Raw genomic sequence first — 24,417 nt, forward strand, 5'->3', positions numbered from 1 at the left:
AGCTGCGACGGACCGCAGTCACACACTTGCCGAGCCTTGGGAGTCGTAGTCGTCGTTGCCCTCGTCAGCAAGTGCATCCAGGAGCAGTAGGGTGCCCTCCGAGTCGACGCAGTTGAGTAGGTCGCGGTGCGGGACGTCGTCCACTGCGTATGCGTATCGCCTGGTCAGGAGGTCACGCATCGCTCCCTCGCCGGGTTCCTCCTGCCGCCCGCGGAGGTTCCAGCGGCTGGCGACGATAGCGGTCTGCATGTCCATGTGCATGTCAATGAGGCGGTCTGCGAACGCTGTGAGCGGCACCTGCGGGGATAGTGCGGTCTCGCTTTCGCGGGCGAGCTCCATGACCCTCGGGTCGCCGACGTCAGGCCGAATACCAGCGTGCTGCATCCGCCAGTTCCAGGCGGCGTTCATCAGAGCCACCAGAATCTGCCAGTCGAGCCAACCCGCTTCACGCAGCCGCACCACCGTCGTGTGGCCGCCTTCATCAGCCAGAAGACGCGGGAGGGTGTACCGGAGGGTATCGCTCGCAACCTCGTACCGCTCGCGGATGACCTGAAGCGCTTCCCTGCGGTCGTAACCCGGCCCGGCAGCAGTCGAAGGCCCGAGATGCTCCTGTTCGGCTGGCCGGAAAGTTCCCGACGACAGTGGCCTGGTTGCAGCGGCACACCGACCATAGTGGTCGTCATCGAGGAGAGCGGCAGACTCCGTGTACGGCCGACCGACTGAGACCTTGTGGAAGAGGCCGCCTTTGACCAGTGGCTCCAGAAGGTCTTGAAGATCTCTCGGCGAGCGGGCATGAACCGCCTGGAGAAGCTGATAGCACTGTGCGACGACGCCTGCGTCGAGATCGTCCCGTGTGCCGGAAAGGATCACGTTGGCTACGACTTCGGGCTTGGAGTCGTCGATGTCGATACTGTCGGTACCGTGGCTCGTACCCGCCCTCACCTGAACAGTGATACGGACCGTGCTGGTGATGAGGACCGGGTGCATGAGTGCAATATCGGCCAGGAGGACCTGGAGGGCAGCAACGAACCCTTCGGCAGCCAGCACTGTCATCCGGTCGTTGTCGAACTCGACGATCCAGCGAACGCCGAGAGCCCGGAAGTCGATCACTCTGCTCGGGCCGAGGTCGCCGAGGACCGGTCCTGCAACCTGCTCGGCCGCACGAGCCTGGAATTCTTCCTCGGTCAGGTCGAATGCAGCATCGACATGATTGATGGCCTCAACGAGCCGCTCATACCACTCTGTTGTGCTGTGCGCGGCTTCGATGAGTGGCTCAAGATCTGGCCAGAACGTGCGGATGCCGGACAGCTCGAGGATGGCGTTCGTCTCGTGCGCCGCGAGCTCGGGGTACTGATCGTAGTCGAACGGATCGGTCAGTAGCTGGGCTCGGGCGATGAGTGCGATCTCCGTCAAGGCCGCCGCGTCAACCCAGGTGCCGGCCTGTTGCGCGTACCTGGCTGCTTCGAGGAGCGCTTTCGGCACGTGCTGCTTCACATCGGGGTCGTCGCTCGTCATGGCCACGGTGGCGGATGTGCACGTGAACATCTTCGCCGCGTACATCAGCCCTAGATCGGCGTACACCGAGCCCAGGTATCGCATCGTGAGGATAGCGCCGTACAACGTGTCGCCGTGGAACCACTTGATCTTCGCGTGGTGCAGCTCGGCTAGGCCCTGCAGTGGCTTGCCGACCCGCAGAAAGGCTAATCCGCGATCGCGGCACCGTTCCGCGGTAGCGGCATCACCCTGAACCTGGGCCAGCGCGGCGTCGAGGCCGTCGCGCACCTTCTCGTAGTTCGGGTGCTCGGATGCGGCCGGGGCGAACATCGTGAACACGCGAGCCAGTTGCCTGGGCGAGTACACACGCGCTCGCGGGAGCAGATCCACCAGCTCCTCCAGGTGCGCCATCGCAGCCTCAAGGTCGACCAGGCCCGACTGCGCCACCCTTGAGGCGTCGACCTCGGATTCGCCGAATTGCACCCCGACGCCGAAAGCGACCGCTGCAGGTTCAGGCTTACCGTCGGCGGCTTCGACCTTCTCCCAGTTTGGAACCAGGTACGTGAAGGCAAGCGTTCCGGTCAGGGTCGCGGCACGGACCGGATGCGTGCTTGAGTCGGTCGCACGGCGCAGGTCGAGGAGATGCGCCCGCAGCCGCGCCATAGCCGCAGCGATCTCGGATGCCTCCGCCTTGGCGACGCCCGTTCTCCACATCACACCCCAGTACGAGGCCAAGGTCACGGCATCGTCGATGATGTCCGGCCGGTTGCTGGTGCCCGCGTAGCCGATGGCGCGGCGGACCAGATCCTCGATGCCGTCCGCGATTCCCATGCCGCGAAATCGTGCGACGGCCATCTCGTAGCAGGCCCGGAACACCAGTTCGGTGTCCTGACCGTCTTTGGAGTCAGCCAAGAACATGCCCATAAAGTTGAGCCACTCCGGCAAGTCGGCGTTCGCGTCCTGGTCCCACGTCGCATGTCGGAGCCCGTGCGTGACCTCCCCTTGCACCGCTGGCGTCAGGGCAACCGGCCCTCTGTTGCGCCGCAGGCCTTCGATGAGGTCGGCGTACCATTGCGGCGCCGGCTCACCCTCCAGCGGCGGCACCAGATGCGATGGGAGCTCCAGGTAGTGCCGTGCGACCCACACCAGGTCCTGCTGGGCAAGAAACGTCGCGATATCGGTACCGCAGAAGATGTCGAGCGTCACCCCGTACGTCTCTTGTGCAGTTCGCTGCAGGTCGTGGGTAATACCCTCGGAGATGGCGTGCACGCTGAAGAAGGCCACGTGTTCCGCTGGCGCGGCACTCTCAGCACAGATGCCGGCGAGGTCGTCGAGAACCTTTTGCTTCAAGCCCCCGTTCTGTACCGTGCAGGCCACCACGACCGGTGAGGTCGACGCCGCGGCGGCGAAGCCCGCCGAGTGCGGCAGTTCGTCAGGCAGCCGGGTTGTGAACGACTCCGCGTCCCGCTGCTGATCACCGCCCGAACTGACTGGCCCCGTGGCGATGAGGATGTTCGAGCTGATGCGCTTCTGGGCGACCCGTGTCGCGATCTCCTCGAACCGATGGTGCTCGTTCCTCGACGACATCTCGCTCAGGCGGAACCGGATGTAGGCCTCTGCTTCCGGGATCGGTTCAGTCATCGATCGTCCTTCACTTCCCGAGGCTGGCTGTCGGCCGGCTCAGCTCGCCGATCAATCGCCTGATGCTCGTAATGAGGAGATCAACGATATACGGGGCTTTCCACGGTGAAGACGGACACGGATCACCGGCGGGAAGCGGCGCGAGGGCTCTGCTGATGCCCGCCGGCGGCCCGCACGCCCGCCAGACCGGGTTCTTTCTCCTGGGATCGAGCTCTGGGCTCGTTGTTGATCCCGAAGGTTGTTGCCGGCAGAGAGGTCTTGCCGGGAATCCTTGGTCGGCGTGTCACGAATGGCCACAGGCCCTGGCGGCGCCGCTCGGCCAGTACGGTCTGGGCGGTTCCCGGGCCGCAGACGCGGTCGACGATCTCCCGCACCTCCTGGCCGGGTCATCGCTCCGACACCTGTTGGAGGTGCCTTGTGGAGGGTCTCTCGTTCCGCCTTTGGGGACAGCTGCCGGGACCGATCGGGTGCGTCACTGGTCACCGCGGCAGCCTACGCGAGCGCCGGAAAGTTCTCGGGATGCCGGTGTCCTGCGCGGCGTGCTACCGGTCGGGGGCGGCGGTCATCCGGGCGAAGGCGTCCGGCGTCACGATGGGAATGTCGTAGGCGCGGGCCTTGCGCGCCTTGCCCGACATCGTGTCGGGGTCTGCGGCGACCAGCAGTCGGACCCGCTTGGTGACGTTGGGGTGGGGGACGCAGCCGGCTTGGCGGGCCCGCTCTTCCCACAGCTCGCGGCCGCCGCTCATGTCCCCGGTGAACACGACGAGATCGCCTGGCTGGAGGCGGAAATGGCCAGCGGAGGCGGCATGATGCTCGGGTGGGGCAGCGGCGGCCAGGGCGTGTTCGACTGCGGCGGGCTCCAGGCCGAGCAGGGCGGCGGCAAGGTCGAGCTCGTGACGTTCCGCGGCGGTGACGACGCCGTCCGCCTTGGCCGCGGAAGCCAGCGCGTGCAGGTAGTCGTGGTGCAGGCGGAGCGCGTCGGCGCGGCTGAGGTCCAGGCGTGCGGCCAGGGCGATCAGCATGTCGGCCTCACTCACCGAGATGTGATGGTCCAGCAGCACCTGGTCGAGCAGGGCGAAGTATGGGTCGGCCCGGACGGTATCGGTTGCGCGCGGGAGCCGGTCCAGGAGCCGCGCCAGGAAGTGGCTGTCACGCTCGGCTGAGGCGCCTCGCCGTACCGGGGCTGCGGTGCTGCGGGGAACGATCGGCCAGACGGTTGCGGCGGCAGCGGTCAGGCAGGAGGCCCACGGCGATTGCGGGTGGGCCAACGTGAGGTAGTGGCGCAGGAGTTCGGCGGCGGCGTGGGCGTCGATGAGGGCGTCGTGGTGACGGTCGAGGGGAATGTCGGCGACCGCACAGCAACCGGCGAGCGTGCGCGGCGCGGCGGGCAGGAAGCGGGCGGCCTCGGTCATCGTGCAGACGCCGATGGAGCCCAGGCCGGGGATCGGCGTACCGGCCCGCGCGTATTCGTCGTGCAGGAAGCCCAGGTCGAAGCGGAGATTGTGCGCCACAGGGACCCGGCCGCGCACCAGCTCGGCAAGCGTTCCGGCGATGTCCTTGAAAAAGGGAGCGTGCCGGACGTCGGCGGCGCTGATGCCATGGATATGTTGCGGGCCCAGGTCACGCTCGGGGTTGACCAGCGTGCTCCACTCACCGGTGATCCGCCCGAGCGGGTCGAGCAGGACGACAGCGACCTCGATGATCCGGTCGTGCCAGGAGGGCCGCAGCCCTGTCGTCTCCAGATCGATGACGGCGTACCCGAGCTGGCTGTTGGTCATCCGACGCCCCTTTCCTGCCTGAAGGGACCATCGTCGGCAGGAGGTTGACGGTTTCGGGCAGCGCACGCATTGTGATGGGTTCGTGACAGAGGAGTTCCGGGCGATGGGTGGGGCGTATGCTCGTGACTCGTCATCACGCTCGCGCTCGGTTGATCCCGCAGCGAGACGGCTCGAGACGGCTGGCGGAGGGGGCACGGGCACCTGCCATGGATTATGGATTCGTTAATCACTAGGGTGAAGGGGTGCGTGGAGCGCCTCTGGACGACATCCGTGGGGTTTCTGCCTGCCTGTTCGGCCATCGGTACCGGCTGGAGGTGCTGGAGGCGTTCGCCAGCGCCTCCGATGGCCAGGTGAACCTCGGCAGGCTGGCCGCGCGGCACGGCGTGCAATCAGCGGTGTACTACCCGGTGGTGCGGGATCTGCTGGCTCTACGGATGGTGACCAGGGTGACGGAGCTCGGCCGGGACCGGCGGCGCTGGTATTGCCGGGCGGGCGGCGACGCTCTTTGGGAGCCTTTGGGACGGTTGGTCGCGGGCCTGCGAGGGCATCACGATCTGATCGCGGGGACGGGCCTGAACGGCACGAGTGAGCAGAAGAGGGTGGAGACGTGACCGGCACCGCAGAGGCTTTTCCTCAGGCCGTCGCCGACGCGCCCGGCTTCGCCCCGAACCGTACTTCGTCGTCGCGCGTGGTGCTGCAGGGCACCTCGGCCATGCTGCATTACGAGCTTGACCAGGCCGAAGTCGAGCGGCGCCGGCACGCCGGCCTGGGGGCCATCACGTCGCCGGACGCGTTGCGCGTCCTGCTGGATCTGCCGGTGGGCGTGCCGCTGCCGCTGTCGGCCGCCGGATGGACGACGCCAGATCTCCTGCGTCTGCTTCCGCGGGGTGCGATGCACCTGGGCCCGGGCCAGGTGACCTGTCTGGCGGTTCCTCCGATCGGGGCGCGCCTGGCGGTCGTGCCGGCGCGATCGTGGCGTGCCGGCCTGGAACGGGCAGGCCGGTTCGCGCCGTTCTGCTCGCGCGCGATGCTGCTGTCCTCGCTCCCACGCGAGCTCCAAGCGCTGCGGATGGAAGCCGACTTTTACGGCATTGGCGTGATCTGCGACGCCGATGGCGAACCCTGTGTGATCGTTCCTCCAGCCCCCTTCGAACGCCGCAGATTCACCGTCGCGGGCTGGCTGTTCCTGGAAGAGGCTTACCAGCAGATCACTTCGGCGGCGGCGGAGGCGTGACCGCCTGACCGTCGGTGCGGAGCGGCAGGCTGGCCCACTTCTCCAGTGACTTGGGCGGCTTGAGCCGGTTGGGCTGCTGGAGGCGGGTGTTCTCCAGGGCATGCGCGTTCACGGCCTGCTTGCAGCGGGCATGCCACCAAATCTGCCGGTCGGCCAGCGTGGGCTGCTGCAGCAGATCGGGCAGCCAGGCGTTCCAGGTGGCGCTGTTGTGCGCGTGTGCGGCGGCCTTGACCGGGTTGGTGAGGCCTGCGAAATCGTCCAGCGGCTTGCCCTGGCACTGACTGCAGGTGCAGCGGGGCGGGATGGCGTTGGCGTAGAGATCGGCGATGAACTTGGCGCTGCTGAAGCGCAGCAATTCGGGCATCAGCACCGAGGGGTAGTTTGCTCCGCCGCCGGAGCTCTCGGCGCGCTCCCCGGCGGGAACGAGGTGCCGCAACGAGCCGCCCGCGCCGATCCCGGCGAAGCCGGCACCATGGGCCAGCGCGTCGAACCCGGCCAGGTCCGTACGCCACAACCCGGTGCCCGGTACGTCGGCCAGTAGATCCCGCAATTGCTGGGGCGCAGCCGCGAAGTGCTGGAGCGGGTCGTATTGCCCGCCGAGGATCAGCGCGACCGGGTGCTCGATCGCACGGACCGCGGCCACCAGGGTCATGCGCGTCTCCGGCCGCAGCCAGACGATCGACACCGGAAGCGTCACCACGACGTCGTCGCGCCGCAGCGCCCCGGCTGCCTTCACCACGGCCTTCAAAGCCGCCGGATCGCCGGCCTTGATGTAACGGGTCGGGGTGATGGCGAAGGACGCCCCATTATCAAGCTGCTCCTGCAGCGCGCTGTCCAGGTCACCGCCGAACAGGGCATCCTCCGGCAGGCTGAACGGCGCGTCGGTGGTGGCGATCTCCTTCTCGTAGGCGGCGCAATCCTCGGCCAGTACGCCGGGGAAGGCTCGCCGGAGTGCGTTCAGCCGGCCCGAGCAACCGGTGCCACACACCACCAGGCCGCCGTGGTCGGGGTGCAGGTAACCGGGCGCTTCGGGCAGCAGGTTGGCGCGCTCCAAGGTCAGGGCGCGCTGGGTGATGGCGCGCCCGGCCGTACCGTGGTCGGGCAGCGAGGTGAGCAGGGAACTCGCCACGGTACGGGATGGGGCGCTGGTGCGGTCGTCCATGTGCTCACCTCGTGAGACGTAACCGGTGTCAGGCGGGGGTGGGGTCCGGCGAGCCGGGCTGGGGCGCGTACAAGCGGGTGAACTCCTCAGCGAGCAGTCCCGCGGTTTCGGCGGCGCGGTCGAGTCCGTGCTGAGCGACGAGGCGTTGCGCCGCGGCGGGCACGGTCTGCGGGAGTTCGCGGGGGATGTCGCCGGGCTCGTGGGTGCGGTAGCCGAGCGTGGACATTTCGATCATCAGGTTGCGGTACTGCCATTCGCTGATGGCGGCCAGGGTGAGCGCCTTGCGGGCCAGGGCGGCCATCGACACTCCCCAGCGCCGCTTCAGCGCCTGCAAGCGGGGCAGGTCCAGTCCTGCGCTCAGTTCGCCGCCGATGTCGGCGGCGGGCATCAGGAACTCGCTGGCGAATTCGTCGGCCTGCCGTTCCTGCTGTGGGGTGGCGCCGGGCTCGGGGTGCATGATCACATGCCCGAGTTCGTGGGCGAGGCTGAACCGGAAGCGGTCGGCGGGAGCGTGCGCCCCCAGCAGGAACAGCGGGCGCTCCGCATGGTTCCACTGGCTGGCCGCGTCCAGGTCGCGGCTGTCGAGGTCGCGGACGAGAATCAGCCCGCCGGCGGCCTCGATCACCCTCACCAGGTGAGTGATCGGCCCGGCCGGGACCTCCCACAGCTTGCGCAGCGTTTGTGCCGCCTCCGTGGGGGTGTCGAGGTCGTTCACGGCGATGTGCTCGAAGCGGTGCAGGCTCAGATCGACGGGTAGGGCCCGGAACAGACGGTGTGTCTGCAGGCGTCCCAGGGCGAGGTGCGCGTGGATGCGGCGCAGGGCGTGGGCTCCCAGCGCGGCCTTCTTGCGGTGGTGCACCAGCCCGATGCCGATCCCGGTCACCTCTGCGTCCAGGCGCAGCAGTCCTCGCGGATAGCCCAGCGCGCGGGCGTACACCGTCAGGCGCTCGCCCTCGACGGCAAGGCGGCCCGCCTCGGCCTTGCTCACATAGCCCTGACTGATCGGCTCTTGCGCCAGGTCCGACATGGCGCGGGCGAGCGCGGTCTGAGTCATCCCACGTGACTCACGAGCCAGCATCAGCATGCTCGCCTGCGCCGTCTCCTGGGCCACTCCACACTCCTCTTCCCACCATCCACCGCTGTTCTATCCCTCAGATTACCTCACCGAAATATTCCTCGTGTTGGAATGTTCTCTCCGTTGTACGGGGCTGCGCCTTCACTGGCTCGCTAAGCTGTTCGACCTGGCTCGTGGGAGCCCTCCATCCAGGCCGGCTCACAAGGGAGTGGCTGTGCGGGTCGATGCTTCTGTGCACGTCGAGCGTGCGGGTGTGGCTGCGTTGGCCATGGCCGCCCACGAACGTCTCGGCTGGTTGTGCCGGGAACAGCCGGTCAACGACTTCGGGGTCGATGCCATCCTCGAGCTTGTCGAGAACGGCCGTACCGCTGGGCGCCTGCTCGGTACGCAGGTCAAATCCGGTCAGAGCTGGTTCAACGAGCCGACTCGGGATGGCTGGATCTTCCGCTTCGATGACGAGCACGCTCAATACTGGTTCGACTACGACATCCCCGTTGTGATCGTCCTGTACGACCCCGCCTCGGGAGCGCTCTACTGGCAGTCGCTGTCCCACGACGCAGCCAAGTGCACAGGCAAAGGCTGGAAGGTGACCGTCCCCGCCGACCAGCAGATCGACCAGGCCAGCACGTCGGCGCTCACCCGCCTGGCGCGCCCCGCGCGCGAAGAAGGCGACCCGGCCGAGCAGCGTTTCGCCCGATGGCTGGACCGCCTGCCCGGCGAGGCACGCGACCGGCTCGGCCACCTCCGGCGCCAAGCCCGGCACGACGGCGACAGCACGGCAGCGCGGGCCGTCGAACGACTGGCGGATCTCCTGCAGGCAGGCCCGCCGGCCGAGGCGGTCTCCGCCCTCCTGGCGAAAACTCCCGCCTGGTGGCCGCCCGCAGAATGGGGGTGGCAGCTGTGGGCGTCGGTGGCCGACTATGCCAACGAGCATCTTCTGGAGCCCCAGGCGGCGGCATGCTTCGAGCGTGCCGTGACAGCGGGAGCCACCCCGGCATCGCGGTGGCGCGCCTTCGCCGGGTTGTCCTTGATCCGCTCCGACCCCGCCCGGGCGACCGCGATCCTGACCGAGGCGGCCATGTCGCCGGACGGCCGGCTCCTGGCCGAGATCGGCCTCGCCTTGCTTGAGCGCGAGAAGATCGGCGGAGCAGGACCTCTTCCCCTTCCCGCCAGCCTCGCCGAGGCCGTCGACGACGGCACTGTCCGGTCAGAAGGTACCGCTCTGCGCTTTCTCGCCGATCACGCCCTGGCCGGTCACGATCTCGACGCCGCCGTCACATGGCTCGAGATGCTCCTGTCCGCTTTTCCCCGGAGCGAGTCGGGTCGGGTCGCGCTGGCCAGGACGCTGGCTCAGCGGGCCAGCAAAGGACTGAGCCCGTTGTACGAGGGCGACCTCGCCCGTGCCCGCAAGCTCGCCGACAGCGCCCGGGCCGAGCAGCGACGGTGGGGCGGGCCGAGTCAACACCCGGCCTACGTCCTGTTTCACACTCACCTGCTCACCGACGACTTCGACGCGGCGATCGCCGTCGCGCTGCCGGAGCCGCACGGGCAGGCCAATGCCCGGGAGGCCGGCGCTGAGCATCTGGCACAGGCTGCCGCCCGGGTCGCGCTGCAACTTGGTCACCCGCAGGCCGATGACCTGGTTGCCAAGGTGCGCACTCCTGTCAGCGTCGCTGTGCTCGACGCCGTCCGCGCCGACGCCCAGGACGCCGAACCGAGTGACCTCATCGCCTTGTGGAATCACGTCGTCCAGCTGGCCGATGACGATGCCCTCGAAGAACGCATGATCGCCTTCAGGGCGCTGGCCGAACTCGGCCTCTGGCCGCTGCCCGGCCTTGCGGACCTGGTGGCCCGCGAGATCGTCACCGACGAGGAGGCCTCGGCCCTGCAGGCACGAGCCGACATCGCCCACGGCCGCCACCAAGCCGGCCTGATGCGCCTGCGACTGCTGGCCGACCGGTCCCTGTCCGGCGCAGCCGCCCTGGTGCAATCCCTGGTCGAGTTGGAGCGCCACGACGAAGCCGTCCACGCGTGCGACCGCGCGACCGCCCGGTTCGGAGACATCGAATTTCTGCAGCGGGCGATGCGGATCCTGCAGCGCACGGGCCGGCACGATGAGTGGAGGGACCGGGCCCTGCTGTTGCTGAGCCGGTCTAGTCTGCCCCAGGCCGTACGGGCGCGGCTGCGCCGCGAACTCCTGGATGACGCCTTTGGCCGCCGGGACTGGACGGCCGTCGAGCAGCATGCCGTCGCGGCCCTGACCGAGGGCGACACCCCGGGCGCGCCGGAACATACCGTGCTGGCGGGCACGCGCACGGGACCGCTGACGGCCGAGCAGGCGGGGTACGCCTGGAGCCTGATCGGCGCACGCTGCTTCGCACGCCAGCGAGACCTCGCGCTCCGGGCCTACACGGCGCTGCTCCCGCCGGTGCTCGCACTTACCCATGCCCAGCTCAAGGCGGCCGTGCTGCCCCGGGCGGGATGGTCGGCCGACACTGCGCAGGAACTGCTCGATCTGGTGGAGCGCTTCCCGGAACACCCCCAGTTCACCGGCCAGGTGCTCCTCGCGATCCTCCTGGCCACCGGCGAACCTCTCACGATGACGACTCGCCCCCCAGTTCCCGGCCACCCGCACTCGTCCTGCCTCCCACCCTGGGCGTCCGGCTCCAGGTAGCCCTGGAGACACATGTGCGCCTGCACCCGGATGGGCCGCTGCGCTCGGTCGGACTTCAGGACATCACCGATCCGGAGGCGTTGCGCCAGATGCTGGAGCCGGGTGCTCGCCGCGCCCAGCACCTGCGTAAGCACGTCCTGGCCGGCGCCATCCCGCTCGGGCTTATGGCCAGCCAGCTCCACCGCCCCTACGCGCTGGCACTGCTGCAGCGTGCGGCCGGCTGCATCCCCGCCGGCGAGGCAGATCCGGAACGCTTCGACGCCGAGGTGGCAACCGTTCAGGCCACGCTGGACCAGGTCGTGGTGATCGACACCAGCACACTGTACCTGGCCACCCAGACCGTCGCCGGCTTCGCCGAACTCCGTGCGCGCTTCGCCGCGGTGCGCCTGCCGGCCCCGTGCTACGACGATCTTGACATGGCCGCGACCGCCATCGAGCAGGTGCGGAAATCGTCGATGAACATCGGCGTCGAACCCGGCTCCGGCCTGCGCGTCTCCCAGCTAACGCAGCAGGAGAGGGACCATCTGGGTGACCGGATGGACCAGCTGATCAAAGCGGCCGAACTCACGGACATCGCCGCAGTGGCGGACCTGTCCCTCGTGACGGAACTCATCACCAGCGGTCTCGAGGCCGACCTGGTGGCCCAGAGCCCGACCTTCACCCTGCAGCGCGAAGGCGCATGGCTGGCGGCACTTCAACACGCCCTGGCGACAGGAGCACCGCTGTGGAGCGACGATGTCGTCCTGCGGGCCATCGCCGCCGAGGCCGAGATCCCCACATTCGGCACCTTCGCGTTGCTGCATGTCCTTTACGGCCAGGGCCTGGCCGACACCACCGAAGACGATCACCGCCGTTTCCTGGCCGACTTCGTGGTCGATCTTCCGTTGCACCGGGATCTGCTGATGCGGCAAGCCGAGGCCGACGGCTGGCAGCCGCGCAGCGCAGCCGTGCCCTTCGCCCGTCCCAGCGCCTGGCGGGAACCACGCGATACGCTGGAGACCTTTCTCGCCCTCGTCCGGGCGGTGCACCGGCAGGAGCCTCAGGCCGTCGCGGGATGGCTGCTGTGCGGGGTGTCCGGCTTCGCCGGGTCGGTGCACCCCCAGGAGGCACCCGTCCGTGCGGCTCGCCTGACCTGCTTGGTCGCCGAGCAGACCGTGGGGTTGACTCGGCAAGGACTCAGCGAGCTGGTGCTGTCGGCTGAGACGGGTGTGCGCCATGCACGCGAACTCGGCGCGATCCGCGCCGGCCTGGCCGAAGAACCGACGGCGTTCGGCCCTTCAGATGCCCCCGGGGTGTTGCGCGTCCACATCGCTGCGGTGCTGGTGGAAACTCTCCAGGCACAGAATCAGCCCGAAAACGACGCGGTCGCCCTCAAGCGAGAGGCGGAAGCGTTCGTCGACGGCGCCTATGCCCTGGCCGGAAGCTCCCAAGAAGATCAGCACCACCCCAGGTAGGGTCGGTCGCGGCGCCCGGTCGCCTCCCATGGGGACGCGGCATCATCGATGCTCCGCCGCTCCACTCCACTCGAACAAATCCTTGGCCGGCAGTCGCAGCGCGTCGGCGATCTGGAACACCTTGTCCAGGTGCGGACTATACATGCCGTTCTCGATCCGGTTGATCGTCTTGCGGTCGACGTCGGCCAGTTCGCTCAGTTGCTCCTGGGTGAGGCCGTGCCCTTCACGGAGTTCACGCAGCCGCAGGCCGAACTGTCTGCGCAGCTCAGCCAGGCGTGGCGTGATCGGATCGGGCACTTACCCACGGTGGCGGGCATGATCCTCAAGGGTCTGTACCAACGTTGGTACAAATGGCGCTGGAGGCGGCCAGCCGCACCGCTGTGACGTGCGAACATGCAGCCGCACCCCACCGCGTGCAGCCGTTCCCGCCGCGCTCTTTGGAGAAGAAGGCATGACCCGCTTCCGCCCGGCCAACTCCCTCCCGGTCCGCACCATCACCCCGCCCCGCCGCGACCGCCACGGCGGCATGTCGCCCGCGTGGCTACTCATGCAGGCCGCCCAGCTGTCCTGGGAGATCCGCAATGTGCTGCAGCTGATCAACGGTATGCGGCTCAACCTCAGCGAGGAGCTCCAGGTCCACAGCGAGGCCAGCGACATGCTGCTCAACGCCGCCCACGCCACCGCCATCATGGAAGCCCGGCTCCCACTCGCCCCCGCCTGGGGCAACGGGCCGCCCCGCGCGCGCTCCATCTTCGCCCAGGCCCGCGAGGCCGGCACCGAACCCGCCGAAGTCCGCCCGGACGTAGACCTGACGCGGCCGCCCGTCGACCCGCAGATCAAGCGCGACCTCGAAGCCGCCTACCACGAAGACCCCGACCCCGACGCGCAATGCGCCGGCGCCACGCTGAAGAAGGACCGCTGCGCCAAGACCATCGTCACCGGCATCGGCTCCCAGCACTGCGCCTCGCACCTCACCCCCGCCGAACGCCAACGCCGCGACACCCTGCGCGCCGCCCAGGACCGGCGCATGCAAGCCATCCAGGACGCGATGGAAGAGCACCGCGCGCGACTGGCCAGCACCTGGATCGACCGCTACGGGAACCACCCCCACCGCGTCGAACTGCCCGCCGCACCCAGCCGCCCACTCCAGGTGGTGCCCCTGTACGGACATCCAGGCCTGACGGCCGACAAGGACGAGCAGGCCATGCTCGCCCTGTTCGACACTGGTTGGCTGAGGCTGTGCCCCCGCTCGGCAGAAATCGTCGACGCGCTGCTGCAGCGCCCGCGCGCCACCACCACTGGCTTGGCCGACCTCGCCGCCGCCAAGGCGCCGGAGCGCTGGTCCAGCGGCGAGCAGTGGCTCGAATCCGACATCTGGGACGGCATCCGGCCCCCAGGTCTCGTACTGCCCGCCCCTGGCGAGGACCCTGAGCTGGACGAGCACCCCGCCGTACAGGAACTGCGCCGTCATATGAACGCGGGCCAGCGGGCCTGGGAGCTATGGCAAGTGGGCTTCGAAAGCATGGTTGAGGCCTGCGACGATCCGCCCATAGACACTATGGCCGACCTGCTGGCTTTTTGGCAGGACATCGGCATTCTGGTCTCGGACGGACGCGAGGCCGACGCTGCTCAATGGCAGCTCGCGGCCCTGCCGCCCTCTCCGTGGCGGGTGATGTACGCCCGCGGTCAGCTGGTCCCGTCTCACGTTCTTGCCGCCGCACTGGATTGGCTGCTCGAGCGCGGATCTCCTCAGGATCGCGATCTTCCACCGCGTGAGGTCTTCAGCTTGATTCTCTCTTCGGCCAAGCCGGCGAACTTTGAAAGCGCCATTGTCACCGCCCAGGCAGCGTCATGAACAAGCCTTGCCCATCCAGCCGGGCACAACTGGCGAGCATCGGGCACAGGCTCTCTTGTGCAGCTCAGGCCTCGGATCGCCGTCCAGAATTGTCGGTGGCAGGCGGCATGATGAACCCATGACCGACCAGCCCCCGATCACCCTCCTGGCCGACGACACGGCTTATGCCGAAGCCGTCCAGCTTGCCGTCGACTCCGCCGCGGCCTACTACGCCGACGGCACCTCGACGCTGGACGACGACTCCTATGACCGATTGGTCCGGGGCATTCAGGCATACGAGGAGGCACACGCCGACTCGGTGCTGCCGTCCTCGCCCACCGGCAAGGTGGCCGGCGGCGCGGTGGTCGGCGACGTACCGCACACGGTCCCGATGCTCAGCCTCGACAACGTCTTCGGCCCCGAGCAGCTTGCCGACTGGGCGGCGGGCCTGGAGCGCAGGCTCGGCAGGCCGGTGACGGTGTGGAGCGTCGAGCCAAAACTCGACGGCCTGGCCATCTCGGCGCGCTACCGGCACGGCCGCCTGACCCAGCTCGTCACCCGGGGCGACGGCACCGCCGGCGAAGACGTCTCCCACGCCATCGGCACCATCGTAGGGCTGCCCGAGCGGCTGGCCGAGCCGGTCACGGTCGAGCTGCGCGGCGAGGTGATGATGACCACCTCGCAGTTCGAGGACGCCTGCGCCAAGCGGCAGGCGCACGACGGCACCACGTTCGCCAACCCGCGCAGCGCCGCCGCCGGCACGCTGCGCGCCCAGGACCGCCCCTACGTGTGCGAACTGACCTTCTTCGGCTACGGCGCGATCCCGGCCCCCGACGACACCTCCAATCTGGCCGTGCGGCTGCGCGAGCTGCCGCACAGCGAGATCATGGGCTGGGTCGCCGCGCAGGGCGTGCAGACCACGGCCGCCACGCCGGTCGCCGGCATCGTCGCCCACACCCTAGAGCGGGTTCAGGAGCGCGTCGGCGAGATCGCCGCCGCCCGCGCCACGCTGCCGTTCGGCATCGACGGCATCGTCGTCAAGTGCGACCTGGCCGCCGACCAGGCCCAGGCCGGGTTCAGCTCGCGCGCGCCGCGCTGGGCGACCGCCTACAAGCTACCCGCCACCGAGAAGATCACCAAGCTGCTGGCCGTCGAGTGGAACACCGGCCGCACCGGCATCATCGCCCCGCGCGCCGTGCTGGAGCCGGTCGAGCTCGACGGCAGCACGGTCACCTACGCCACCCTGCACAACGCCGCCGACATCGGCCGAAGGCGGTTGATGCTGTTCGACAGCGTTGTTGTATACAAGGCAGGTGACGTGATTCCTCGGGTCGAGGCGCCGGTCGTCCACCTGCGCACGGGAGAGGAACGGCCGATCCAGATCCCGCAGGTCTGCCCGTCCTGCGGCGACGCCATCGACACTTCGCAGGAGCGGTGGCGGTGCGTGCGCGGGCGCGGCTGCCGGGCCATCGCCTCCATCGTCTACGCCGTCGGCCGCGATCAGCTCGACATCGAGGGCTTGGCCGAAAACCGCATCAAGCAGATGCTCGACGCCGGTCTGATCACCGACTTCGCCGACCTGTTCACGCTCACCCGAGACCAACTGCTCGACCTGGAGCGCATGGGCGAGACCAGCACGGACAACCTGCTGGCCGCCATCGAGCGGGCCAAGGCCCAGCCACTCAGCCGCGTGTTCTGCGCGCTCGGCGTGCGCGGCACCGGCCGCTCCATGAGCCGCCGCATCGCCCGTCACTTTGGCAGCATGGACGCCATCCGCATGGCTGGCGCCGAGGCGATCCAAAATGTGGAGGGTATCGGCCCGGAGAAGGCGCCAGTCGTGGTGACGGAGTTGGTCGACCTCGCCAGCCTCATCGACAAGCTGGTCGAGGCCGGGGTCACCATGACAGAACCAGGCTGGACGCCATCTGCCGAGCCCGGTACCGCGGCAAAGGACGGTGGAACATCTGAGCTTCCGTTGGCCGGGATGTCCGTTGTCGTGACCGGCACCATGAGTGGGGCGCTAGAGGCGCTGACACGTAACCAGGTGAACGAGCTGATTGAGCGTGCAGGAGGCAAGGCATCCTCCAGCGTTTCGGCGAAGACATCATTGTTGGTAGCTGGAGAAAAAGCGGGCTCCAAGCGGAGCAAGGCGGAGAGCCTGAGCGTGCAAATCGTCTCGCCTGAGGAGTTCGTTAGCCTGGTCAGCCCGTTCATCTAATCCAAGCGGTACACGTGATCGTACAAGCCCTGGGATCGAAAGGGGAGCTTGCCCCCCGCCGCGCAAAGTCGGTGATTTCCTCGGTAGCGGATAACGTGGGCGATCTCTTATCGGAGCCGCCCACGCTCCAGTTTCGCCTGTAGGCCGAAAGACGATCGTTCAGGCGTATGCCGTACCTGCGCTTGCATCAAGCTCAACGCCAGGGCGAACATCACGGGCCGGTGTTCTCCGTGTGGATCATGCGCCGCAGGCTGGATCGAGCGGCTGCCAGATCGTCTTCGGTATCGGCCAACCGTTCGGCAAGATCAACTGCTTCTTGCCGCAGTTGAAAAGCATCGTCGGTGAGTTTTTCGTTTTGGCGAGTCAGTTCATTGATCCGGGCCGCTAAGTCGGCCGTGCCGATCTGGTCCAGTTGCTTGCCCAATTGTCGCTGTAGGGCAACCTTGAGCTGGTCACGTTCGGCACGCAGGGTAGTGACCTGCTGTCGGGAAAGCTCCAAGTCGGTCGCCAGGCTTGCAGGACTGGAAACCAGACCGGTCTGCGCATCGAGGTGGAGCCGACCTCTCTGCTTCTTACGAGCAGCCTCGATGTACTCGCGCACTCCTGCGGCATACACCAGCCAGCTGGACACGCCCGCTGTCTTGGCAACGCCTGCGAAGGTAATCGCGTCTCCGCGCGCCGCCATCTCGTCCACAATGGCTACGACCCGAGCCCGCTTCTCGTGACTGTCCTTACGGCGAGAGGCAGCTAACACCTCGCGCGGGGTGCGCTTATCGGTCATGCACTGGACCCTCCGGGCTTGATCACAGTCAGTGGCAGCAAGGTACGGCCCTTGAAGGCCCTGCTCTTACGCAGAACCCTGGCTGATTCCATCAGTTCCTCACGTTCATTCTCCGGTAGCGCTTCAATCTGCTTACGCATGTTCGCGGCCGCATTCTTGAAGGAGTCGATCTGATCCTGCAAGTTGCGCACAACGTACTCCGCGGTGTTCATGGCTAGTGCGGTTTCTTTGTCAGCCTTCAGATCCCGGATATGGTCCTCAATCGCGGCCAGGTAGGACGGGTCGGGACGGTAGAAGCCACAGCCAGCGCACTGGAACCGGATTGGGCAGGCATGGCCGCCAGCCCTAACGTTCGACGGCTCACAGCAGTTGCCGAACGGAACCTGAATCGATCGCATCTCGTAAGTCTTGTTCGAGGACATCGGTGCCGGGTTGCCGTGTCGGTCCACGACATGTAGCCGCATCGACTTGACCGCTGCCTGCTTTCGCTTCAATGACACCCGATAATATCGGGCTGTGGTATCGACACTTGTGTGGTCCATAAGCTCCCTAAGAACGTCGATCGGGACGCCAGCGTCCGCGTGCCGCTGGGCGTAGGAATGACGAAATACGTAAGGGAAGACTTGCTTTCTGTCAAATGGGACAGGCAAGCCGTCTGGCCCGGTTCCCTCAGAATCGATCCGCTCGAAGGACTGCACCCACTGCCGCATCGCCTTGGCTAAATAGGACGAGGGCATATGCGGGTACTTACTCACATTGGAGATGCTCGGGAAAAGATATCTCTCGCTCCTATTGGGCGTGAGCAGAGCGGCTCGGCGCGCGGCCCAACGCTGGATCGTCTCGGCGGTGTCCCGGGTGATCGGCAACCGCCTCTTCAGGCGTTTGCCCTTGTAGTTGTTCCAGATCAGGAGGACGTCGTCGCCCTCGAACTCCAGGCAGTCTCGTTCTAGACTCACCACCTCCCATGGTCGTCGGCCAGTGTCTCTCAGGACTCGATAGACGGTCTGGAACATGTCCGCAACGTCCTGCGGCGCGTAACCCCGGTAAGGGAAGTTGACAGCGAACATGTGGAGGCGAGCGTCGAGTTGGCGGATCACTGATTCAGGGATGGCCTTGCCTAGCTCGTCCTCATTGACCTCCTCGCGGACGATCCGCAGCGACTTATGTCGGCCGAAAGCGCTGTGTAGGTCGTTCAACAGACCGGACCGGCGGCCGAAGTCCAAAACATTGTGGAGCATGGACAACGCGTCGGAACGTATCTTGCTCGTATGCAGAGCGCCATCTCGCCTGGTCATCCGGCGAAAGCCCTCGACAACCAAGGCCATCTCGGCGAACCGCACCTGGCCAGGATCCGTGCCTCCACCGGGCTGCCGGCCTAAGACTGTGGAGGTCAAGACACATGCGGAGACGTGCTTGCGCAAGCGCGTGCTGCTCGGCTGAGTCGATCGGGCCCACTCCAACAGAGCGTTCCGTAACCACGGTTGCTTGATGACCGTGAAATCCACCTTGCCCGCCCGAAAGCCTTCCCGGCCTTGGCCTGGCCTGCGACCTGCTGGGTTGTGCACCGCCTTCATGTCCCAGACGAGCTTATCGGTGGGCTGAATTCCGGCAAACTGCTCGCGCCCGCGATCGATGATCCATGCGATGTCCTGGATCAAAGACGTTCGGTTTGATGAAACCGGCCATTCGGAGGGCGAGAAAATCTCCGGCGTAGCAGTCAAAAGGCAGTCAACTTCGGTCAATTGCCTCACGACTGGACGGATCACGGACGGTTGCACAAGTTTAATGCGCAAGTCTCGTTGCTGTAGCGCGTACAGCATTTCCAGTCGGACAATGTCACTCAACGGCGCGAGGGAGAAGCTGTGACTGGCCAAATAGGGCGTGGTGTGCGCTATCCAGTACTCAAGGTCTGGCACGACGCCCACGGAAGCCTTGTGTCTGGACCACCACCCATAGTGTATTCGGCACAATCCGCTAGCCAAGGTCAACTGCTCTAGGCCACAGCCGGGGACACGGCAATCAGGCCAGGCATCGAGCGGTTCCGCCACGTTGGCGAGCCATTCGGTAAGCGTCCCGTCGAACGGTCTACGCTTGTCTGCGGCTTGCGTGGCCTTGATCCATTGGAGGCTATGCACTGAGCATAGCCCTCTGCTTCGCGCTTCACGCTTGCACCGCATCCCATTGCGCTCAACTATGCAACGCTCCGCTTTCATGCGGACGCCTTTTCGGCTGGGCTGGTAGGTTGCGGCGAACTCCTCCTCGCACAGCCCGCTGTGCCGGAAATGGTCTTCACAGGATTTGCATCGCCTGTTGCGTGCCTTCTGGACAGCCGAGCAGGTGGGGATGACGCAGGGCCAAGCTGCCGTATTTTCGCTGGCTAGCTCGCCGATGAACAACAAACAGGAAGCGTTCCACTCACTTGGCCTCCAGCTCTCAAGCAGCTGTGACTTAAGCCAGTTCATCCACGCGTCTATATCGGGTGCCGGTCTCTGCGGCAGCTGGATAGTCTTCGCGAGATTTTCGGTCACTCTCTGTTCTGACCCTTCTGAATAGCCGCCACTCGTTCAACGGCTTCCCGCTTGTCTTCCTCCGCTGCATGGAGGTACGGCTCCATCGACGACGCTGAGACGTGACCCAGCAGATTCTGCACCACATCTCGGGGCGTTCTACCTCGTACCCAGACGGTTGCTGCGGTGTGACGCAGCATGTGCGGATGCACCTTGAAGCCAGCTTGCCTCGCCAACCGATCAAAGAGGTCTTTAGCGTTATGGTAGGTCATCGCTCGGCCGAGCGGAGCTTTGAAAAGGTTGACAAATACCATGTCAACATTCGAGGCCTCGACTACCCGCCCTCGCTCAAAGTCGTAGTCAGCATAGAGCGTAACCAACTCCTCCGTCACCGGAATCCACCGTGGGAAGCGAGCCTTCGCCAAGGCGCCATTGGAATTCCGTCGCCGCCGGACATGGACATGCGGCCCAGAAACCTGGCAACCTAGCCCTGCGGAGTTCGCTAGGAAGTGCATGTCCTCGCGTCGAAGCCCTAAACCCTCTCCGATGCGCATGCCAGTGCCGGCCAACAGAGCTATCAAGAAGCGGTCCCTGGCGTGTCGTGTCAGGCCGACAATTGTCGCCAATTGCTGCTGGTTCAGCCACTCGAAGCCTTCGATTGCCACCTTAAACTTAATCACCTTCGTCCGCGCCACACGGAACTGCCCGTCCTCGCCCGGGTTGTACCCCGGCGGCAAATAGGACAAGTGCTTTTGCTCGGACAGTTGAGCCACCATCTCCACGGAGACCCATCCCTGCAAGGAGCAGAACCGCAAGAACCCGCAAATGGTCGTCATGATACCATTTGCGGTCTGTTTCTTCCGATAACGACTCTCATGAGGCTTTCGAGCCGTTTTGGATGGCAGCGGTTCATTCACTAGCCAGTGTAGAAATCGGGCCAGCCAGGGCAGACCCGGTTCCCTCCAGTCGAGGCCCTGGTCGCCGCAGTACGCCAGATACAGAGCAACCCGGCTTGCGTATGTGCGCTCTGTGTTGAACGACCGGTCTGCCATTCGAAGGCTCGCCAGGAAGGCACACGCTTCCACGTGCAACTCGAACTCCGATGAGACCACCACGCATGACACTGACTCGTCGTGAGGGGAGATGGCGCGTTCCGCTCTGTATCTAGAAGCCATGAACGCGAACGTAGCAGATGTAATCCAACGGCTAGTGGATACCTTCAAGGCTCATAGGAATAGGCACTCAATACTTATGTGCCAGACTCCATTTAGCTCCTAGAGATAACCGAGTCGCCGAGCATCAGGCCGCGGCGGGCGATGTCGGCCGGGTTGTGGAGGGTGGCGTAGGTGACGATGGAGCCGTCGAGCTCGACCGGCTCCAGCACGGCGCGGGGGGCGATGATGCCGGTGCGCCCGGTGTTCCACTCCACGGCGATCAGCTTGGTGATCTTCTCGGTGGCGGGCAGCTTGTAGGCGATGGCCCAGCGCGGGGCGCGCGAGCTGAAGCCCGCCGCCGCCTGGTCGTCGGCCAGGTCGCATTTGATCACGATGCCGTCGATGCCGAAGGGCAGGTCGGCGCGGGCCGCGGCGATCTGCTCGACGCGCTCCTGGACCCGCTCCAGGCTGTGGGCGACGACGCCGGCGACCGGGGTGGCGGCCGTGGTCTGGACGCCCTGGGCGGCCACCCAATCCATGACCTGGCTGTGGGGCAGCTCGCGCAGGCGGACGGCCAGCTCGGAGACGTCGTCGGGGGCAGGCAGCGCGCCGTAGCCGAAGAACGTCAGCTCGCAGGTGTAGGGGCGGTCCTGGGCGCGCAGGGTGCCGGCGGCGGCGCTGCGCGGGTTGGCGAACGTGGTGCCGTCGTGGGCCTGGCGCTTGGCGCAGGCGTCGTCGAACTGCGCGGCGGTCATCATGACCTCGCCGCGCAGCTCGACCGTGACCGGCTCGGCCAGCCGCTCGGGCAGCCCGACGATGGTGCCGGCGGCGTGGCTGACGTCCTCGCCCGCCGTGCCGTCGCCGCGGGTGATGAGCTGGACCAGCCGGCCCCTGCGGTAGCGGGCGGCGATCGCCAGGCCGTCGAGCTTGGGCTCCACGCTCCACTCCGCGACCGGCCTGCCGATCCTGCGCTCGACCGAGGCGGCCCACTCGGCCAGTTGCTCGGCGCCGAAGACGTTGTCGAGGCTGAGCATGGGCACGCTGTGCGGCACGTCGCCGACCACGGCGCCGCCCGCCACCTTGCCCGTGGGCGAGTCGGCCAGCACCTCCTCGGGATGCTCCTCCTCGTAGGCCACGATGCCGCGCAGCAGCCGGTCGTAGGAGTCGTCGTCGAGCGTGGAGGTGCCGTCGGCGTAGTAGGCCGCGGCGGCGTCGAGGGCCAGCTGCACCGCCTCCGCGTAGGCGGCGTGGTCGGCGATGAGGGTGAGGGGAGGCGCGTCGCTCATGGGTTCATCATGCCGGTCGCCACTGACATTTCCACGCCCTGAGCTGCTCAGACCCTCCGTTCCACGTGGAGCAGGTACTCCTTGCGGTTGAGCGGGTTGTGGTCGGTCCGCTCGCGCTCGGGCGGCGCGCCGGAGACCTCGTGGTGGCGCTCGAAGGAGCTCTCCAGCACGCCCTCGCCGCGGGTGAGCGCGGGCAGTTGCTGCTGCAGCTCGTGCACCCTGGCCGCGGGGATCTCTCCCTCGATCACGCCCTCGCTCTGCGTCCTGGGTACGGCCCGCAACCGCGCCAGCAACGGCAGCACCGGCCCCAGCGCGTCGGCCGGGATCTCCAGCCGGAAGCGGTGCAGCGGCTCGCACACCCGCGTACCCGCCCGCCTGAGCGCGCTCATCAGCACCAGCGGCGTCAGCCCCCTGAAGTCGGCCCCGGTGCTCGACATGCTCTTGTCGAAGCTCTGGTGCGCGTGACTCTGGCGCGGGTAGTAGCCGGAGTGCGTCATCGTGACCGTGCAGTCCACGACCTGCCACCCGCGCAGCCCCTGCCGGAGCGTCTCGTGGACGGTGTCCTCGACCGCCTTGAAGAACGCGTACGGCATGTCGCCCAGCGAGACCCCGAGCCGGAACTCCACCCCGCTGCCGACCGGCGCCGGATCCACGCGCAGCCCGACCGTGGCCAGGAACGGGTTGGGAGCCTTGTCGATGAACTCGACCGCCGAACCGGTGCCGGAGGGGCGTTCGACGCAGATCGTGGTGGTCTCGCGGAAGGTGACCGCGAGGCCGAACTCGTCGGCCAGCGTGGCCTCGATGACCTCCTTCTGCACCTCGCCGTAGAGGGACAGGAAGATCTCCTGCCGCAGGTCGTCCTGGCGCAGATCGATCAGCGGGTCCTGCTCGGCGAGCTGGGCGAGCGCGGCGCGCAGGGCGCCCTTCTCCGACGGGCGCGCGGGGATGACGACCGTCTCCAGGGAGGGCGGGGCGAAGTGGTGGGCGTCCGAGCCGGGCGCGGCCTCGCCGATCCGGTCGCCGATCCTGATGTCGTCCAGGCCCCAGAGTTTGGCGATCTGGCCCGCGCGCGCCTCCTGCCCGGGGATCGCCGCGCCGTTCTCGAAGGCGGCGATGGCGGTCACCTTGCCCTCCCGCGCGGTGCGGAAGGGCAGCTTGTCGCGCACGCGCACGGCGCCGGTGAACAGCCGGGCGTAGGCGATCTTCTCTCCCGCCGGGCCGCGTTCGATCTTGAAGACGGTGCCGGAGAGCGGTGCGTCCGCCCCGCCCTCGGCGGCCGGGAGGAGTTCGCGGATGCCGTCGCTCAGCTCCGCGACTCCGGCGCCGGTGATGGCCGAGCCGAAGAAGACCGGGTGGACCAGGGCGGCGGCGGTCTGGGCCGCCAGCTCGGTGCGCAGGCGGTCCTCCTCGACGGCGTCGGCCACGTACGCGGCCAGCATCGCCTCGTCGTTGTCGGCCAGCACGTCGGCTCCGCCGTACACGCGATGGAAGGAGGCGGCGGGAGTGCCGAGGTCGCGCGCGGTCCCCAGCGGGATGGCGGCGGGGGTGAGCCGTTCGGTGATCTGGCGCAGGACGGCGTCGGTCCGGGCGCCGCGGCGGTCGATCTTGTTGACGAACAGGATCGTCGGGATGCGCAGGCGCTTGAGCGTGCGCATGAGCACGCGGGTCTGGGCCTGCACGCCCTCCACGCCGGAGATCACCAGCACGGCGCCGTCGAGGACGCTCAGAACCCGCTCCACCTCGGCGATGAAGTCGGGGTGGCCGGGGGTGTCGATCAGGTTGACGGTGACGTCGCCGATCGCGAAGGAGACGACCGCGGACTTGATCGTGATGCCGCGGCGGCGTTCGAGCGCGAGCGAGTCGGTCTGGGTGCTGCCGTCGTCGACGCTGCCGATCTCGTCGATGACCCCGGCGGCGTAGAGGAGCCGCTCGGTCAGGCTGGTCTTACCGGCGTCTACATGCGCCAAAATCCCCAAGTTGAGCATCTTCACGAAGCGTCATGTCCCTAAAAGAGGTGAGGTTTACCTTTTGTGGAAACATGTACGCTTCGCGCATCTTGGGGCTCCTTCTTCTCATCGACGGAGCTGGGCGGCCGTCCGTCCCGAGTAGAGCAGACGGCCACCCC

The 24,417-nt window shown here is 67.1% G+C and carries 16 protein-coding genes; 6 read left to right on the forward strand and 10 right to left on the reverse strand.

Annotation, left to right across the window (positions count from 1 at the left end):
* Positions 1 to 18: 18 nt before the first annotated feature.
* Positions 19 to 3,135: a hypothetical protein gene (locus ACFWY5_RS11885; protein WP_379631618.1), complete on the reverse strand. Its 3,117-nt coding sequence runs from the start codon at positions 3,133 to 3,135 to the stop codon at positions 19 to 21.
* A gap of 542 nt (positions 3,136 to 3,677) precedes the next feature.
* Positions 3,678 to 4,913: an exonuclease domain-containing protein gene (locus ACFWY5_RS11890; RefSeq protein WP_379631620.1), complete on the reverse strand. Its 1,236-nt coding sequence runs from the start codon at positions 4,911 to 4,913 to the stop codon at positions 3,678 to 3,680.
* A gap of 242 nt (positions 4,914 to 5,155) precedes the next feature.
* Between ACFWY5_RS11890 and ACFWY5_RS11895 the strand changes: the two genes are divergently transcribed.
* Both ACFWY5_RS11895 and ACFWY5_RS11900 read left to right on the forward strand, forming a co-directional pair.
* Positions 5,156 to 5,524 (forward strand): hypothetical protein, encoded by a 369-nt coding sequence (locus ACFWY5_RS11895; RefSeq protein ID WP_379631622.1) that lies wholly within the window; start codon positions 5,156 to 5,158, stop codon positions 5,522 to 5,524.
* Entirely contained in the window at positions 5,521 to 6,147 is a 627-nt protein-coding gene (locus ACFWY5_RS11900) for a hypothetical protein (protein WP_379631624.1), read from the forward strand. Before ACFWY5_RS11895 ends, ACFWY5_RS11900 begins: the two co-directional genes overlap by 4 nt.
* On the opposite strand, the gene ACFWY5_RS11905 is transcribed toward ACFWY5_RS11900, so the two are convergent.
* The gene (locus ACFWY5_RS11905; RefSeq protein WP_379631627.1) at positions 6,122 to 7,309 is read right to left on the reverse strand and encodes a hypothetical protein; all 1,188 of its coding nucleotides are present in this window, start codon (positions 7,307 to 7,309) and stop codon (positions 6,122 to 6,124) included. The two genes, ACFWY5_RS11900 and ACFWY5_RS11905, sit on opposite strands and share 26 nt — an antisense overlap.
* A 28-nt stretch (positions 7,310 to 7,337) precedes the next feature.
* Positions 7,338 to 8,420 (reverse strand): ImmA/IrrE family metallo-endopeptidase, encoded by a 1,083-nt coding sequence (locus ACFWY5_RS11910; RefSeq protein WP_379631629.1) that lies wholly within the window; start codon positions 8,418 to 8,420, stop codon positions 7,338 to 7,340.
* Between the two features lie 178 nt (positions 8,421 to 8,598).
* On the opposite strand from ACFWY5_RS11910, the gene ACFWY5_RS11915 reads away from it, so the two are divergent.
* Positions 8,599 to 11,058 carry a DUF4365 domain-containing protein gene (locus ACFWY5_RS11915; protein WP_379631631.1) on the forward strand — a complete coding sequence of 820 codons (2,460 nt, stop codon included), beginning with the start codon at positions 8,599 to 8,601 and terminating at the stop codon, positions 11,056 to 11,058.
* Positions 11,059 to 11,072: 14 nt separating this feature from the next.
* Positions 11,073 to 12,512 (forward strand): hypothetical protein, encoded by a 1,440-nt coding sequence (locus ACFWY5_RS11920; protein ID WP_379631633.1) that lies wholly within the window; start codon positions 11,073 to 11,075, stop codon positions 12,510 to 12,512.
* 42 nt (positions 12,513 to 12,554) lie between these two features.
* Here the strand turns inward: ACFWY5_RS11920 and ACFWY5_RS11925 are convergent, their stop codons facing one another.
* On the reverse strand, positions 12,555 to 12,809 hold the full coding sequence (locus ACFWY5_RS11925) for a helix-turn-helix transcriptional regulator (protein WP_379631635.1): 255 nt from the start codon (positions 12,807 to 12,809) through the stop codon (positions 12,555 to 12,557).
* 154 nt (positions 12,810 to 12,963) lie between these two features.
* Here ACFWY5_RS11925 and ACFWY5_RS11930 point away from each other — a divergent pair, with 154 nt between their 5' ends.
* A complete protein-coding gene (locus tag ACFWY5_RS11930; RefSeq protein WP_379631637.1) occupies positions 12,964 to 14,367 on the forward strand; it encodes a hypothetical protein in 1,404 nt (467 codons plus the stop codon).
* Between the two features lie 118 nt (positions 14,368 to 14,485).
* The gene (ligA, locus tag ACFWY5_RS11935) at positions 14,486 to 16,564 is read left to right on the forward strand and encodes an NAD-dependent DNA ligase LigA (protein ID WP_379631639.1); all 2,079 of its coding nucleotides are present in this window, start codon (positions 14,486 to 14,488) and stop codon (positions 16,562 to 16,564) included.
* A 211-nt stretch (positions 16,565 to 16,775) separates the two neighbouring features.
* Here ligA and ACFWY5_RS11940 read toward each other — a convergent pair whose 3' ends face one another.
* The 5 genes from ACFWY5_RS11940 to ACFWY5_RS11960 all read right to left on the reverse strand — a co-directional run bounded on the left by ACFWY5_RS11940 (position 16,776) and on the right by ACFWY5_RS11960 (position 24,277).
* Positions 16,776 to 17,345 (reverse strand): DUF6262 family protein, encoded by a 570-nt coding sequence (locus ACFWY5_RS11940; RefSeq protein WP_379631641.1) that lies wholly within the window; start codon positions 17,343 to 17,345, stop codon positions 16,776 to 16,778.
* Positions 17,342 to 19,261 carry a tyrosine-type recombinase/integrase gene (locus tag ACFWY5_RS11945; RefSeq protein ID WP_379631643.1) on the reverse strand — a complete coding sequence of 640 codons (1,920 nt, stop codon included), beginning with the start codon at positions 19,259 to 19,261 and terminating at the stop codon, positions 17,342 to 17,344. The genes ACFWY5_RS11940 and ACFWY5_RS11945 overlap by 4 nt, the downstream gene beginning before the upstream one ends.
* Before the next feature lie 608 nt (positions 19,262 to 19,869).
* Positions 19,870 to 20,628 (reverse strand): tyrosine-type recombinase/integrase, encoded by a 759-nt coding sequence (locus ACFWY5_RS11950; protein WP_379631895.1) that lies wholly within the window; start codon positions 20,626 to 20,628, stop codon positions 19,870 to 19,872.
* A 491-nt stretch (positions 20,629 to 21,119) separates the two neighbouring features.
* On the reverse strand, positions 21,120 to 22,292 hold the full coding sequence (locus ACFWY5_RS11955; protein WP_379631645.1) for a hypothetical protein: 1,173 nt from the start codon (positions 22,290 to 22,292) through the stop codon (positions 21,120 to 21,122).
* Positions 22,293 to 22,339: 47 nt separating this feature from the next.
* On the reverse strand, positions 22,340 to 24,277 hold the full coding sequence (locus ACFWY5_RS11960) for a GTP-binding protein (RefSeq protein ID WP_379631897.1): 1,938 nt from the start codon (positions 24,275 to 24,277) through the stop codon (positions 22,340 to 22,342).
* Positions 24,278 to 24,417: the final 140 nt, after the last annotated feature.

It is taken from the genome of Nonomuraea sp. NPDC059007 (assembly GCF_042740555.1).
Taxonomy (GTDB): Bacteria; Actinomycetota; Actinomycetes; order Streptosporangiales; family Streptosporangiaceae; genus Nonomuraea.

Coding starts and splice junctions, on each gene's coding strand:
- ACFWY5_RS11885 (WP_379631618.1), bottom strand. CDS start 3,135: ATGACTGAACCGATCCCGGAAGCAGAGGCCTACATCCGGTTCCGCCTG.
- ACFWY5_RS11890 (WP_379631620.1), bottom strand. CDS start 4,913: ATGACCAACAGCCAGCTCGGGTACGCCGTCATCGATCTGGAGACGACA.
- ACFWY5_RS11905 (WP_379631627.1), bottom strand. CDS start 7,309: ATGGACGACCGCACCAGCGCCCCATCCCGTACCGTGGCGAGTTCCCTG.
- ACFWY5_RS11930 (WP_379631637.1), top strand. CDS start 12,964: ATGACCCGCTTCCGCCCGGCCAACTCCCTCCCGGTCCGCACCATCACC.
- ligA (WP_379631639.1), top strand. CDS start 14,486: ATGACCGACCAGCCCCCGATCACCCTCCTGGCCGACGACACGGCTTAT.
- ACFWY5_RS11940 (WP_379631641.1), bottom strand. CDS start 17,345: ATGACCGATAAGCGCACCCCGCGCGAGGTGTTAGCTGCCTCTCGCCGT.
- ACFWY5_RS11950 (WP_379631895.1), bottom strand. CDS start 20,628: ATGGTGGCTCAACTGTCCGAGCAAAAGCACTTGTCCTATTTGCCGCCG.
- ACFWY5_RS11955 (WP_379631645.1), bottom strand. CDS start 22,292: ATGAGCGACGCGCCTCCCCTCACCCTCATCGCCGACCACGCCGCCTAC.
- ACFWY5_RS11960 (WP_379631897.1), bottom strand. CDS start 24,277: ATGCTCAACTTGGGGATTTTGGCGCATGTAGACGCCGGTAAGACCAGC.